Source organism: Kineococcus xinjiangensis, from assembly GCF_002934625.1.
Classification (GTDB): domain Bacteria; phylum Actinomycetota; class Actinomycetes; order Actinomycetales; family Kineococcaceae; genus Kineococcus_A; species Kineococcus_A xinjiangensis.
Genome location: NZ_PTJD01000014.1, coordinates 1 through 13,500, shown reverse-complemented (window position 1 = coordinate 13,500; position 13,500 = coordinate 1). Strand labels below are relative to the sequence as shown.

Sequence of the window (13,500 nt, the reverse complement as noted above, 5' to 3'; positions counted from 1 at the left end):
GCCCTGCTCAGAAGTTGGACCAGTAGTGCCGGGCGATGTCGCGGTCGGTGAGCGCGGTGGTGTGGACGGCGACCTCGTCGAGGGAGCCGGTGAGGAACGGGTTGGGGGGGTTGACGGTCCCCCAGCCCGAGATCCGGGCGCCGCCCCAGCGCCAGTAGCCGTTGTAGCTGGTCAGGGCCGCGGCGCTCCTCGTGGCGACGGGCAGGCCGTCGACGTAGAGGCGCATGCCGGTGCTCGCGCTGTACGTCCCCGCGACGTGGTGCCACTGGCCGTCGTCGATGCGGGACGGACTGCTCGCGTACCCGGGGCCGGCGATGGCGAACGTCACCTGACCGGCGCTGTTCACGAACAGCATGCGGTCGGAGCTGCCGCTGTAGGCGGACTCCCGCTCGGAGGCGAAGCCGACGAGGTGGCCGCTGTGACCGGGGTGGAGCCGCACCCAGCACTCGACGGTGAACTCGCTCGGAGCCGCCTCGGCGCTGCCGCCGTCGCGGAGGGCGGAGCTCCGGGCGCCGCTGAAGGCCATCGCGGTGGAGGCCGTCTGCCCCTGGGCCGCACCTTGGAGTGCGCCCGAGCGCATGGCGGTCATGCCCTCCACCGGTCGGTGCGGCAGGACCGTCGCGACGGGCGCCGGGTTCGGCTGCGTGGTCGCGTGGAGGGCGGCGACCTCGTCGCTGCCGAGGACGCGCTGGAACGCCCGCACGGTGTCGATGCGCCCGGGCCAGTAGTTGACGGGGGCGTTGCCGTGCCAGGCGCTCCCTGCCGCGAAGTGCCCGGTGGAGCCGGTGAAGGCGGTGGCGTTCCAGGGGGTCGACGTCGCGGTCGCCGAGCTCTCCAGCACGCCGTTGACGTAGAGCCTCACGACGCCGGCGCGGGCGTCGTGGACACCGGCCAGGTGGGTCCAGGTGTTCACCTGCGCCTGGCTCGTGGACAGCGTGAAGGTGTAGCCGGGATCCAGGGCGTCGGAGTTGGACATGCTCATCTGCCACCGCTGCGGGGTGCCGCTGTACTGCAGGAAGAAGGGGCTGTTGTCAGCGCCGTGCTTGGAGAGGATGTTCTTGTGCCCGCTGGTGGGCAACGACGTCGGGTAGACCCAGGCGGAGACGGTGAAGCTCCTGGAGCTGTCGAGGGCCGAGGAGGGGCCGTGGACCCAGTCGTTGGTCCCGTCGAAGGAGAGCGCCCCACCGGGCCTGCCGCCGGTGACCCACGTGGCGCCGCTGACGGTGCCGGTGCCGCCGTTGCCGGAGTCGTCGGCGGTGGCGGTGCCGGTGCCCTCCTCGAAGTTCCACGCCAGGGCGGGGGACTCGGCGCGGAGGGCCGCGACCTGGGTGGCGGTCAGCGCGTACTGGTAGGTGGCGAAGCTGTCGATGCTGCCGGCCCACCAGGCGGTGCTGCTCTGGTTGCGGCCCAGGACCAGCGGATTGGTGGTCCAGTAAGTGGTGTCGGGCCGGGTCATCGTCGTCGCGGTGCCGTTGACGTAGAGGGTCAGGGTGTTGCCTGGGTCGTCGTAGACGACGACGAGGTGGGTCCAGCGGTCCTTCTCCGGGGTGACGGTGGAGTCCAGGACTTCGCCCGGACCACCGCTGGCCGTCGGCATCGCGATCCGCCACCGGGTGGCGGGGGTGAGCGAGGTGTCGCGCACGAACGACAGCGAGAAGGTGTGCAGGGGAGATCCCGCCTGGTGGGCGATGGTCCGGGTCGCCGTGTCGCTCGTGAGCTTGGCCCACGTCGACAGGGAGAAGCTCCTGTCCGTGCGCAGGGGCGCGCGGTCGCTCGTGACGATGTCGTCCACCCCGTCGAACGTCGCGGCGCCGCCCCGGTGACCCGCGGCGTTCCAGGCCGTTCCCCCGCTCAGGGTGCCGTGGTTGCGGGCGCCGGTGCCGTCGCCCGCAGTCGTGCCGGCGCCCTCGTCGAGGTTCCACAGCATCGTGGGGAACCGGTGCGCCGCGGCGAGGTCCTCGGCGGTCAGGGCGTGGCGGTAGACCCGCACGTCGTCGATGCCGCCGGCGAAGTAGTCGTACCAGTCACTGCTCCACCGCGCGCGACCGACCACCAGGGGGCCCGCTGCGTTCCACTCGTCGGCGTCCGCCTTCGCCTGGATCCCCTGCAGGACGCCGTTGACGTAGAGCCGCATCTCGTTGCGTTCGTCGTCGTAGACCCCGGCCACGTGGTGCCAGGTCCCCGTCGCCGGTGACGCGACCCCGAACACCTCGTCGGTGGCGGCGCCGTTGACGTTGCTGCGGGTCATCACGAACGACCACCGGTCCTGCGGGATGAAGTACCGCAGGGCGAAGCCGCCGACCGCGGAAGGGCTGGTGGCGCTGCCCCCGTACTGGCTGGCGATCGTGCGGGCACCGGACTTGGATGACAGGTTGGCCCATGCGGAGACGGTGAAGCTCTGGTCGGTGCGGACGGCGCTGCGGCTGCTCTCGACGCGGTCGTCCGTGCCGTCGAACCCGAGGCCCACCGTGCCCGAGGCGGTGCCCCACTGGGTGAAGCCGGTGTCCCAGGTGGGTCCGTTCGTGAGGGTGCCGGTGTTGCCGTTGCCGCTCACGTCGGCCGTCGTCACCCCGGTGCCCTCGTCGAAAGACCACCGCGCGACCGGACGGGCGTGCAGCGCGGCGATGTCCACCGCGCTCAGGGCGCGCGAGTACGCCCGCACGTCGTCGATGCGGCCGACCCAGCGGTCGACCCACGCCGAGCCGTACCAGGCGCGACCCGCGTTCAGCCCCTCGGTCGAGGTGGAGACCGCACCCACCTGCCCCGAGTCGAGGGTGGCGCCGGTCGTCCCCGCGGTGCTGCCGTTGACGTACAGGGTCAAGGCTCTGGTGCTCGCCCGGTACGTCGCGGCGACGTGCACCCACCGCTGGGCGCTTCCGGCGCCGGAGGTGGCGACGGCCTGCTTCTCGATGCCGTTGGCCTGCTTCACGAGGAACACCCAGCTCCTGGTCGTGCCGGAGCCGGTCGAGCCGTGCTTGAGGATGAAGGAGCTGCTGGTTCCGGACGGCTGGCTGAGGACGGTGTACACGGCGCTCGGACTGGCGACGTCCAGGTAGACCCAGCCGGCGACGGTGAAGTCGGTCTCGGTGCGCACGGCGGTCTGCCTGCTCACCACGTGGTCGCCGCCGTCGAAGGTCGCTGCGGAGGCGGCGTAGCCGTCGCTGGTCCAGCCGGGTGCTGCGGTGGTCGCCCCGAACGTGCCGGTGTTCACGGAGCCGGAGGAGTCGGCGACCGTGGTGCCGGTGCCCTCGTCGAACTGCCACCACAGCTCCGGGCCGTCCGTGGGTGCCTGGTAGGTGCCGTTGCGGGCGGTGTCGGAGTGGTGCGCCGCGGTGGAGGTGGGCGCGTGGGCGGCGCTGTCGTCGGAGCGGTAGTAGAGGTGGGGGCTGGTGCCCACCGTGCCGCCGCCGGCCACGGCCTGCGGGTACGTCTGGAAGGTCGTGTCCGAGGTCAGGGTGCTGCTCGCGGTGGGGGCGGTGGCGGTCAGGACCGCGCCGGTGAGGCCGGGCAGGCTGAGGGCGAGCGCTGCGAGGGCCACCCATTGCAGGGCCCCCGACCGCACGCCCAATGTGTCGTGGACCCAGCGGGCGCACCGGGTCAGGTGGCTCACGACGTCCTCGCCTCCAGGGCGAGCGCGAAGGTCGCGGTCTTGCCGGTCCCCGAGGCGCCCCGGGTGAAGCGGTAGGAGATCCGGTAGGCCTGCGTCTGCCCGCCGGCCGTCGGGGCCCAGGACCCCACGCCGTTCGTCCAGGAGGTCCGGTTGGCGAGGAAGGTGTTCAGGGGCTCGGTCACGGCGCTGGCGTGGGAGGCCAGGGCGTCGAAGGCGGCGCAGTTCGCGACGGGACCCTCGACGCGCAGGTCGAGGTGCGACCCGAGAGTTCCCGACGACCCGCTCACGGCGCGCAGCCGCACGGTCGCGGGGACGGGCCCGGTGTACGTGGTGGTGAGGCAGACCGACTCCGCGTCGCCCGGGCGCATCGGACTCGCCGAGGTCGTCGACGAACCTGGGGTGAAGAGGGCGCTGGACCGGTCGTGGCTCAGGACGACCGTGGCGGCGGTGAAGGTGTTGGTGCCGGTGGGGGTGGCGGCGGTGAAGCGGGCGTGGGCGTCGGTGGGGACGGTGGCGGGGACGAGGACGGCGAGGGACACGGCGACGGAGATGGTGGTGATGGCCCTGCGGCGGTGCTCGACGGGTGCGCCGGTGGGCGCGCCGGTGCGGGGGTCGGTGGCGAGCAGGGCGATGAGGCTCTCGGTCGCGCTCAGGTCCGCGTCGCCGGCGGTGGCCGGCCGGTCGTCGTCGTGGTCGGTGTCGTCGCGCGCGTGCTCGTCGCCCGCGTCGTCCTTCGTGTCGCCGGTCGTGTGATCGCCCGCCGCCTGCGGCGCCGCGTCCGTCTCACCGCGCCGGCTGGGGGGCAGGGTGAGGGTGGTGGCGAGGGTGAGGAGGACGGCGAGGGCGATGAGCGGGGGGTAGTTGCCGTCGTTGAACCAGACGCGGGGCATGCCCACGAGGGGGACGCGCAGGCGGCCGATGCCCTCGACCGTCCCGCGCTCCAGGGGGGTGGAGTCGGCGGACTGGTTGGCGTCGCCCCGGGTGATGAGGCGGTCCTGTTCGTCGACCTCGGCGACGCGGTGCATGACGTGGCGTTGCAGGCCGCTGGGGTCGGGGAACATCACGACCATGCCGGGCTCGACCTGCACGTCGTCGGGTGGGGACGTGAGGACGACGTCGCCGACGCGGATCTGGGGGTGCATGGAGCCGGAGACGACGGCGGAGGCCTGCCAGCCGAAGGCCAGGGGCAGCATCGACCACACCAGCAGGCCCGCCGCGGTGGTCATCGCGACCGTGGCCGTCACCTGCAGCAGGCCCGCCAGCGCGCCGGTCAGCACCGGCAGCACCCGCCGGCCGCTGCCGCGTCCACCACTGCGCGAGGCAGCGGCGGTGGGCGCGGGCAGGGCGGTCATGAGCGGATCGTCGGCTCGTTGAGAGCTCACCTTGACGCCCCCTACCTCTTCCGGCCGGATGCCGCCCGCCTCCGCGGAGCGGTCGCCTCGACGGGAGCGGCCGTCGCCACGGGGTCGGCGCGGTGCAGGGCCGCCGAGTCCTCCACGCGGTTGCGCCCGCGCTGCTTCGCCGCGTACAGCGCGGCGTCCGCCGTCGCCAGCAGGGACAGGGCGTCGGTGCCGTCCGCGGGGAAGCACGCCACCCCGAGGCTCGCGGTGACGGGGACCGGGCCGTCCTCCGTCGTGGCGATCCCGCGCCGCAGGCGCTCGGCGACCGCGACGGCATCCTCCCGGTCCGTGCCGGGGAGGAGGACGACGAACTCCTCCCCGCCGTAGCGGGCGGCCGTCGCCCCCTCGCGCAGGGAGCGCTGCAGCAGCCGGCCCACCGCACGCAGGGCGTCGTCCCCGGCCAGGTGGCCGTGGGTGTCGTTGAGGACCTTGAAGTGGTCCAGGTCGACCAGCACGACGGAGAAGGTCCCGGCGGGGCTCTCGGCCTGCGCCAACTCGGCGGCGAGCGCCTCGTCGAACGCCCGCCGGTTCGCCAGCCCCGTCAGACCGTCGGTGCTCGCCGCGGCCCGCAGGCGAGTCACCAGGGCGATCCGCCCGAGCGCCTGCCCGACGTGTGCCGTGGCCTGCTCGGCGGTGGCCAGCAGGCGCCGCTCCACGCGGGGCGGTCGCCCGGCGTCCAGCCAGCGCAGACCCCACCGGCTGCCCGGGTGCTCCATGACGAGCGCCCCGGCCGTCTGGCCCTCGAGCGCGAACGGCACCACGACGAGGTTGTGCGCCCTCGGCAGCAGCGTCTCCAGCCACGCGTCGTGCAGTGCGTGGGGGGCGCGCGCCAGCAGCGTCGTGTGGGTCACGACCGCCCGCACCAGCAGGGACCGGGCGGGCAGGTCGGTGGTGAAGCGCTGGGTGTGCTCCGAGCCGTCCACGCCGAGGACGACGGCGGTGCCGCGCCCGCGCACGGCGGTTCCGGCCGCGGCCCGTCCGGTGCGCTGCTCCTCCGCGGGGACGTGCTCGGCGGTGTCCAGGACGACGACCGCCGCCCGCCGCGCCAGCAGTTCGCCCTTCGCGAGGTGCGCCAGCAGCAGGGCCGTGGCGGTGCTGCTGTCCGCCGACTCCAGGGCGAGGGCGAGGCGACGCAGGACCTCGGCGTCGTAGCGGCGGCGCCGCAGCTCCCGCTCGTTCGCCGCCGCGAACAGCGCGGTGCTCAGCACGATCCCCCACATCACGACGAGCTGGAGGGCGTAGTCGGTGGTGGAGGAGCGCAGGACGGACTCGCCCAGCAGCCCGACGCGGTCGGCCTCCAGCACCACGAGCAGCACCAGGGAGTGCCACAGCACGAGCTTCACGCCGGTGCGGAACGAGGCCAGCAGCGTGATCGACATGGCGTGCAGGACGAGCACGTAGCCCATCGGGCCGTCGAGGCCCTCCAGGCAGCGGAACATCCAGCCCAGGTAGACGCCGTCGAGGATGAGACCGGTGCCCAGCAGCGCCAGCGCGGACTCGCGGGTGCGGGCCAGCACGTTGCCGGCCAGCAGGAACAGCGAGTACAGCACCGCCGGCACCGCCACGGACGTCCACGGAGCCGAGCGGTCCAGCGGCAGCAGGACCCACGCCAGGACGGGCAGCAGGGCGACGACGAGCCGCAGCGCGGTCGTCCAGCGCAGGCGCTCGACGAGGCTGACGAGACCGGCGGTGCCGGTGTGGCGCCCATCTCCACTGCTCGTGCTTCGCGTGCTCATGACGTCCTCCCCGGCGTGCGGGCCTGCGGGTGTTCCCGGTGGCGGTGTCCGCCCTTCCTCGGCGGCTGGTCCGCCGCCACCTCGCCCAGGAGCAGGCGGAGCAGCCGCGGCAGCGCTCCCTCCGGTGCGTCGTCGGGGTGTGCCTCGAACACTGCATCGGCATCCGGGCGCAGCGGGGCGAGGGCCAGCTTCGGGTCGCGGCGGTCGAGGCGGTCCTGCATCACGAGGAACATCAGGACCAGCAGCAGGAGCAGGAGGGGGAAGCCGCTGGTGGCGGCCATCGCCTGCGCCATCGAGGCCGCCTGGCCCTCGAGCCGCAGCTTCTCGACGAGCCACTGCGAGACGTCGGAGCCGGGCAGGGGCGCGCGGATGCCGGTGTCCTCGTCGCCCGTGCCGCGGACGCCGCCGTCGCTGAACCTGCCCTCGCCGGCGTCGCCACTGCTCACGAGGAAGCTGCCGCCGGGGCCCGCCGCCGTGTTGCCGGCCGGGCCCACACCCGGCGCCCACGGGCCCGGCGGCAGGGTGCCGGGCGCGCCGGGTGGCAGCGGCAGGGGAGTGCGGTCCGGCAGCAGGACCGTCGGGGGCGGCGGCAGCAGCAGCGTGCCGGGCGGCGGCGCGAGGCGCGGGTACCACGGGTTGCCGGGCGTCGGCGTGATCGGCCAGCTCACCCGCGGGGGCGTGGAAGGACCGCGGTCGGGGCCCGGGGTGGTGACAGGCGTGGGGACGGGCGTGGGGACAGGGCCGGGCGCGGGGGTCCGGTCCGGGAACCAGGGGATCTGGGGGGCCGGGCTGATCGGCGAGCGCGGGCGGTTGTCGGGTGCGGGTGCAGGTGCCGGAACCGGGGCAGGGGCCGGGGCGGGCGCGGGAGCCGGAACCGGGGCGGGTGCCGGAACCGGTGCAGGGGCCGGGGCGGGCGCGGGAGCCGGGGCCGGGGCGGGTGCCGGAACCGGGGCAGGGGCCGGGGCGGGCGCGGGAGCCGGGGCCGGGGCGGGAGCCGGAACCGGGGCAGGGGCCGGCGCGGGAGCCGGGGCCGGGGCGGGAGCCGGGGCCGGGGCGGGAGCCGGGGCCGGGGCGGGAGCCGGGGCCGGGGCGGGCGCGGGTGCCGGAACCGGGGCAGGGGCCGGAGCGGGCGCGGGTGCCGGAGCGGGCGCGGGTGCCGGAGCGGGCGCGGGGGCCGGGGCGGGCTGCGGCACAGGCGTGACGACGAGGGAGGTCGTGTTGGCCGACCACACGAAGCGGGCGCTGGCGGCGAGGCCCTGCGCGGCGTCGTCGTCGGCCACCTCTGCGGTGACCTTGTAGCGGCGCTCCAGCCGGCCGCCCGGCAGGGAGGGCCCCGCGACACCGAGGTCGGAACCCGCCGACAGGGCGGCGAGCTCCGCGAGGGTCCCGGTGAACAGCGGAGCGCCCGCGAAGGAGGTGCAGTCCCCGTCCGCCGTGAGGGGCCCCTCCTCGATGTGCAAGTTGAGGCTGCTCGCGAGGGGGCCGCTGACGTCCGCGACGCTGAAGACGACCGGCCCGGGCGGCGAGCCGCTGGTGACCTCGACGTCCGCGCAGCCGACGGCCGGGCGGCCGGGGACGAGGTGCTCCGCCTGCAGCACGGCCCCGGTGCCCCCGAGGAGGGACAGGCCGCTCACCTGCTGGGTGGCGTAGCGCGGCGGATCGGTGCCGAGCCCCGCGGAGCCGGTCGAGGTGAGGACGAGGGCGGCGACCGCCACTGCTCCGAGCAGGGCCGAGCCCGCGAGGGGCGCGCGCGTGAGGAGGTCGCCGAGGCCCGTGCGCGACTCGTTCGAGCCCACCGTTCCCATCGGACCCCCGCTGACCGGTGCCCCGGGCACTGCCCGGGGCACGACGTCGAGACCGGCACGCTCGCCGGCTACACCGTCACTCTTCGGCACTCCGAACGAGTCGATGAGTACGCCGATCGGGCGGCACGTGGAAATTGAGCGCTCATCCAGGCTTGAGGGGGGTGGGGGCAGGACCGATGCGGAGGGGGAGCAGGGAAGCACCGCTCACTGAGTCGAGGGGCAGTGATCCCCCTGTTCTGACCGGAGGAAGAGAACATGTCCGCACGTTCTGAGCGCCGTCGTCGTGGCGCCGCCATCGCCGCTGTCCCGCTCGGTCTGCTCATGAGCGGGGTCCTGGTCTACCAGTCCTCCTCCGCTGCGTTCACGGCGCGGACCGAGACGGACAACAACACGTTCACGGCCGGCTCGATGACGCTGACGAACAACGACACCGGCGCGGCCACGATCGTCGTCACCAACATCATCCCGTCCACGACGTGGGTCGACCGATGCATCCGGGTCGCCTACGTCGGCCAGACCGCGACCGACCTGGCGCTGTACACCACCACGACGCACACCGCGGACACCGCCGCCGCCGGGACCTACCTGAGCGTCGACGACGCCACCCTCGACGGTTCGACCAACCTGTGGGACCTCGACGACCAGCTCCAGTTCCGCGTGTCCGCCCGCCTCGGCAGCCACACCACCGACGCGACGAGCACCACCTGCGCGGAAGCGGCCAACGGCACCGCCTGGACCGCCGCCACCGAGCCCCAGTTCACGGTCAACAACAGCAACGTCGCGCAGCCGTACCTGAAGGACCCGGTCAGCACGACGACGTTCCCGGCGTCCCACACCAGCTACACCAACGGCATCCGGATGGCGGGGCTCGCGGCCGGCTCGGTCTCCACCCCCACGTACATCACCTACCGGATCTCCTACCTCCTCCCGCACCGCGACACCGCGTACACGCTGGGCACCCGGACCGGCACGGAGAACGACGGCGCCCAGGGCGACCAGGTCACCCTGCGGCTCGCCTGGGAAGCGCGCCAGGCCTGATGACTCCACCCCGGCAACGGCGCCGGGGTGGATCCAGGGCAACCGGTCGCTGGAGGGGAGCGACCGGCCGCCCGGACCCGGAGGGGCCGCACCACCCGCACGCGCGGGAGGTGCGGCCCCTCCGCCGTTCCCGCCCGCCGTCCCGGCCAGGATGGGTGCGTGAGCACCGACGCGGACCTCCGCCTCACCCCCTTCCCCGCCCGCCCGCGCGACGGGCAGGCCGGACCCCGTCCCGCCGTGCTCGTCCTGCCCGGCGGCGGCTACGGGTTCTGCTCCCCGCACGAGGGCGCACCGGTCGCGGACTGGCTGGCCTCGCTCGGCCTGCACGCCGTCGTCCTCGAGTACGCCGTCGCGCCGCACCACCACCCCCGCCCCCTGGCCGAGGCCACCGCCGCGCTGGAGCACGTCCGCGCCGGCGGGCACGGCCTCGACGTGGACCCGCGCCGCGTCGCCGTGCTGGGGTTCTCCGCCGGGGGGCACCTCGCCGCGTGCCTGTCCACGGGCCTCGGCGGGGGAGCGGTGCCCGACCTGTCGATCCTCTGCTACCCGGTGATCTCGTTCGAGCACGCACCCCACGCGGGGTCGGTGCGGAACCTGCTCGGCCCGGACCCGACCCCCGCACAGGCCCGCGCGCTGTCCCCGGACCTGCACGTGGACGGGCGCACCCCGCCGGCGTTCCTCTGGCACACCGCCGCCGACGACGCCGTGGACGTCACCCACTCCCTGCGCTACACCGCCGCCCTCGCCGCCGCGGGCGTGGACGTCGAACTGCACGTGTACCCCGCCGGTCGTCACGGGCTCGGCCTGGCCGAGGAGGAACCGCACACGGCGACCTGGACGGCGCGCTGCGCGGAGTGGCTGGGCGACAGGGGGTGGCTGCGGTGACGACGGAGCCGCCCGTCGGCGTGTTCGTGGGCCTGGCGACCCTGGACGTCGTGCACCGCGTCGAGGCCCTGCCCGGGCCGGACGAGAAGGTCGGCGCCCTCGCGCAGGAGGTCGTCGCCGGGGGGCCCGCCGCCAACGCCGCGGTGACGTTCGCCGCCCTGGGGGGGCGCGCCCGCCTCGTCACCGCCCTGGGCCGGCATCCGCTGGCGCGCACCGTCGCCGCCGAGCTGGCCGCCCAGGGGGTGGAGGTCGTCGACGCCGATCCGTCGCGGGAGGAACCGCCTGCGGTGTCGGGGGTGCGGGTGCATGCGGGGACCGCCGAGCGGTCCGTGACCTCCGTCAACGCGCAGGGGCAGGCGGCCTCCGTGCCGCCGGCGCTCGCCGGCGGGGAGCTGCTGCAGGGCGCCGCGGTCCTGCTCGTCGACGGCCACCACCCGGACCTGGCGCTGGCAGGGGCCCGCGCCGCTCGGCGCGCCGGGGTTCCGGTGCTGCTGGACGGCGGGAGCTGGAAACCCGTGCTGGCGGAGCTGCTGCCGCTCGTGGACGTCGCCGTGTGCTCGGCCGTCCTCCGGCTGCCCGACGGCGGCGACGTGCTCGCAGACCTCCCCGGTCCCACCGCGGTCGCGGTCACCCACGGTGGCGCACCGGTCGAGTGGCGGGTGGGGGAGCGCTCGGGTGCGGTGGAGGTCCCCGCCGTCGACGCGGCGGACACCCTCGGGGCCGGTGACGTGCTGCACGGTGCGGCGGCGATGGCGCTGGCCGCCGGCCTCGACCTGCCGGCGGCGCTGGAGGCCGCGGTCCGGGTGGCGGCCTTCAAGTGCGCCGTGCCCGGTGCGCGGGCCTGGATCGGCGCGCCGGGGTTCGCGGACCTGCCCCTGCGCCGGGAACCCGCGCGACCGGCCGTGCCGGAAGCCGTGGAACTGGACCTGCCCGCACTCACCCGGCGGGCCGTCGACCTGACCGCCCCCGGGCGGCGGGTGCTGCTGGGGCTGGTCGGTGCCCCCGGCGCGGGCAAGTCGACCCTCGGCGCGGCGCTCGTGGCGGCCGTGAACGCCGAGGCCGGGCCGGGCGCCGCGGTGCTGGTGCCGATGGACGGTTTCCACTGCGCGAACTCGCGACTGGAGGCCCTGGGGCGCCGCGACCGCAAGGGCGCCCCGGACACGTTCGACCCCGGGGGTTTCGCGGCGCTGCTGCGGCGGCTGCGCACGGCGGAGGAGGACGTGGTGCTCGCCCCGGAGTTCCGCCGCGAGATCGAGGAACCGGTGGGTTCCGCCCTGCCCGTGCCCGGGGAGGTCCCCCTCGTCGTGGTGGAGGGCAACTACCTGCTGCTGCGGGAGGGTCCCTGGGCCGCGCTGGAGGGGCTGCTCGACGCCACCTGGTTCCTCGACGTCGACGACGACCTGCGGGTGCGGCGGCTGGCGCGCCGGCACGAGCAGTTCGGCAAGTCCCCGGAGGAGGCGCTGGCCTGGACGCTGGGCAGCGACCAGGTCAACGCCGACGTCGTCCTCGCCACCCGCCCGCGCGCCGACCTCGTGGTGCGCTGGGTGGACTGAGCGGTCAGGCCGGGGTGCCGGTCCCGCGCCAGGCGGAGTGCAGCGCCGCCAGCAGGGTGACGGCGCGCTGGTCGGTGCCGTCGACGACCAACCTGTTGGGGCAGTAGGAGAAGCTGACGCCGGTGCCTGGCCAGTAGCCGTGCTGGCTGCCGCCGAAACCGCCGTGCCCCACTCCCTCCGCGAGGGGCCCGAACGCGCCGCCGGAGGAGATCTGCAGCTGGAACCCCACGCTGTAGCGGTTCGGCCAGCCGTCCGGGTTCGCCCACTGCACCACCTCGGTGCGGGCGGTCCGCACGGCGTCCTCGCTCAGCCAGCGGCGGCCCTCCAGCTCTCCGTCGCAGGCGAGGACCGAGTACAGCCGCGCCACGGAGCGGGCCGTGGCGATGCCACCTGCGCCGGCGACCTGTGCGGCGTGGACCGCCCGCTCGTTGAACAGGAACGGCTCGCCCAGCAGGGGAGGGTTCGTCTCGACGAGGCGGTCGACCTCGGCACGCACCGGGTCGTCCGTCGGGGGCGCCGCGGGCTTGTCACCGCGCAGTTCCAGCACGGAGACCCGGGGTTCGAGCTCCTCGGGCAGACCCACCCACAGGTCCAGCCCGAGGGGGCCGCTGAGTTCCTCGGCGATGAACGTGGCCGCGTCGCGGCCGTCGACGCGGCGCAGCAGCTCGCCGGTGATCCAGCCGTGGGTGAGGGCGTGGTAGTAGGGGCGGTCCAGGGCGAACGGCTCCTGGGCGGCGAGCAGTCCCGCGAGCCGGTCGTGGTCGGCGAGGTCGCCGACGCCGACGGGGTCGCGGAAGGCGGGAACCCCCGCCTGGTGGCTGAGCGCCTCCCGCACGGTCGTGGCGCCCTTGCCGTGGGCGCCGAACTCCGGCCAGTACGAGGCGAGGGGCCGGTCGTAGTCGAGCAGTCCGCGGTCCGCGAGCAGCAGCAGGCACAGGGACATCACGCCCTTGGTGCCGGAGAACACGACGGTCGCGGTGTCCGCCTCCCACGGCCTGCCGGTCGCGCTGTCGGCGACCCCGCCGTGCAGGTCCACGACGGGGCGACCGCCGGCGGTGGCGGCGAAGGAGGCGCCGGCCTCCGCCCCCGCGGCGAGCTGCGCCGCGAACGCCTCGCGGACGCCCTCGTAGCCGGGGGCGACCCAGCCGCCGACCTGCGGGCCGTCCAGGCTCGTGTCGCCGGGGGGAGTGGCATCGGACCGAAGGCTCATCGCTGCTCCAGACATCGGGGGCTTCCTCGCGCCGGTGGGATCCTAGGGTCTCGGAAAGCGCTTCGAGCGGGGTGGCCCCGCCTCGCCGCGCGCTCCGGCGCCGTCCTCGGCGAGACTCGGACGATGAGCACCAGCACCTCGCCCCACCTCACCGGTACCCGCCTCGAGTTCCCTCCCGGTTTCACGTGGGGGTCGGCGACGGCGTCGTACCAGATCGAGGGTGCGGTGGCCGAGGGTGGGCGCACGCCCTCGATCTGGGACAC

9 protein-coding genes and 1 pseudogene are annotated in these 13,500 nt (G+C 75.0%); 5 read left to right on the top strand and 5 right to left on the bottom strand.

The window, feature by feature from the left end:
• Nucleotides 1-7: 7 nt before the first annotated feature.
• Genes CLV92_RS16775 through CLV92_RS22040 form a run of 4 tightly spaced genes read right to left on the bottom strand, consistent with a single transcriptional unit; the run spans nt 8 to nt 8,542 of the window.
• Nucleotides 8-3,610 (bottom strand): LamG domain-containing protein, encoded by a 3,603-nt coding sequence (locus CLV92_RS16775; protein ID WP_146099610.1) that lies wholly within the window; start codon nt 3,608-3,610, stop codon nt 8-10.
• Nucleotides 3,607-4,962 (bottom strand): signal peptidase I, encoded by a 1,356-nt coding sequence (locus CLV92_RS16770; RefSeq protein ID WP_104434625.1) that lies wholly within the window; start codon nt 4,960-4,962, stop codon nt 3,607-3,609. Before CLV92_RS16770 ends, CLV92_RS16775 begins: the two co-directional genes overlap by 4 nt.
• A gap of 41 nt (nt 4,963-5,003) precedes the next feature.
• Nucleotides 5,004-6,746, bottom strand: a complete 1,743-nt coding sequence (locus CLV92_RS16765) for a GGDEF domain-containing protein (RefSeq protein ID WP_104434623.1) — start codon at nt 6,744-6,746, stop codon at nt 5,004-5,006.
• The gene (locus CLV92_RS22040) at nt 6,743-8,542 is read right to left on the bottom strand and encodes a hypothetical protein (RefSeq protein WP_146099609.1); all 1,800 of its coding nucleotides are present in this window, start codon (nt 8,540-8,542) and stop codon (nt 6,743-6,745) included. Before CLV92_RS22040 ends, CLV92_RS16765 begins: the two co-directional genes overlap by 4 nt.
• 264 nt (nt 8,543-8,806) lie before the next feature.
• Between CLV92_RS22040 and CLV92_RS16755 the strand changes: the two genes are divergently transcribed.
• From CLV92_RS16755 to CLV92_RS23110, 4 genes and pseudogenes are all read left to right on the top strand, one after another.
• Nucleotides 8,807-9,589 (top strand): hypothetical protein, encoded by a 783-nt coding sequence (locus tag CLV92_RS16755; RefSeq protein WP_146099608.1) that lies wholly within the window; start codon nt 8,807-8,809, stop codon nt 9,587-9,589.
• Between the two features lie 159 nt (nt 9,590-9,748).
• Nucleotides 9,749-10,474: an alpha/beta hydrolase gene (locus CLV92_RS16750; RefSeq protein WP_104434619.1), complete on the top strand. Its 726-nt coding sequence runs from the start codon at nt 9,749-9,751 to the stop codon at nt 10,472-10,474.
• Nucleotides 10,444-11,301 (top strand): annotated as a pseudogene (locus tag CLV92_RS23115) (PfkB family carbohydrate kinase); the annotation flags it as partial. The gene CLV92_RS16750 and the pseudogene CLV92_RS23115, both read left to right, overlap by 31 nt.
• A gap of 75 nt (nt 11,302-11,376) precedes the next feature.
• On the top strand, nt 11,377-12,027 hold the full coding sequence (locus CLV92_RS23110; protein WP_425433586.1) for a nucleoside/nucleotide kinase family protein: 651 nt from the start codon (nt 11,377-11,379) through the stop codon (nt 12,025-12,027).
• A 4-nt stretch (nt 12,028-12,031) separates the two neighbouring features.
• On the opposite strand, the gene CLV92_RS16740 is transcribed toward CLV92_RS23110, so the two are convergent.
• Entirely contained in the window at nt 12,032-13,237 is a 1,206-nt protein-coding gene (locus CLV92_RS16740; protein WP_158257296.1) for a serine hydrolase domain-containing protein, read from the bottom strand.
• A gap of 123 nt (nt 13,238-13,360) precedes the next feature.
• Between CLV92_RS16740 and CLV92_RS21100 the strand changes: the two genes are divergently transcribed.
• Nucleotides 13,361-13,500, top strand: a 140-nt coding sequence (locus tag CLV92_RS21100) for a family 1 glycosylhydrolase (RefSeq protein WP_146099607.1), incomplete at its 3' end; no start/stop codon positions are given.

Bases quoted from the DNA above. Each gene is read 5' to 3' on its own strand.
- CLV92_RS16770 (WP_104434625.1), bottom strand. From the start codon at position 4,962: ATGACCGCCCTGCCCGCGCCCACCGCCGCTGCCTCGCGCAGTGGTGGA.
- CLV92_RS16765 (WP_104434623.1), bottom strand. From the start codon at position 6,746: ATGAGCACGCGAAGCACGAGCAGTGGAGATGGGCGCCACACCGGCACC.
- CLV92_RS16755 (WP_146099608.1), top strand. From the start codon at position 8,807: ATGTCCGCACGTTCTGAGCGCCGTCGTCGTGGCGCCGCCATCGCCGCT.
- CLV92_RS16740 (WP_158257296.1), bottom strand. From the start codon at position 13,237: ATGAGCCTTCGGTCCGATGCCACTCCCCCCGGCGACACGAGCCTGGAC.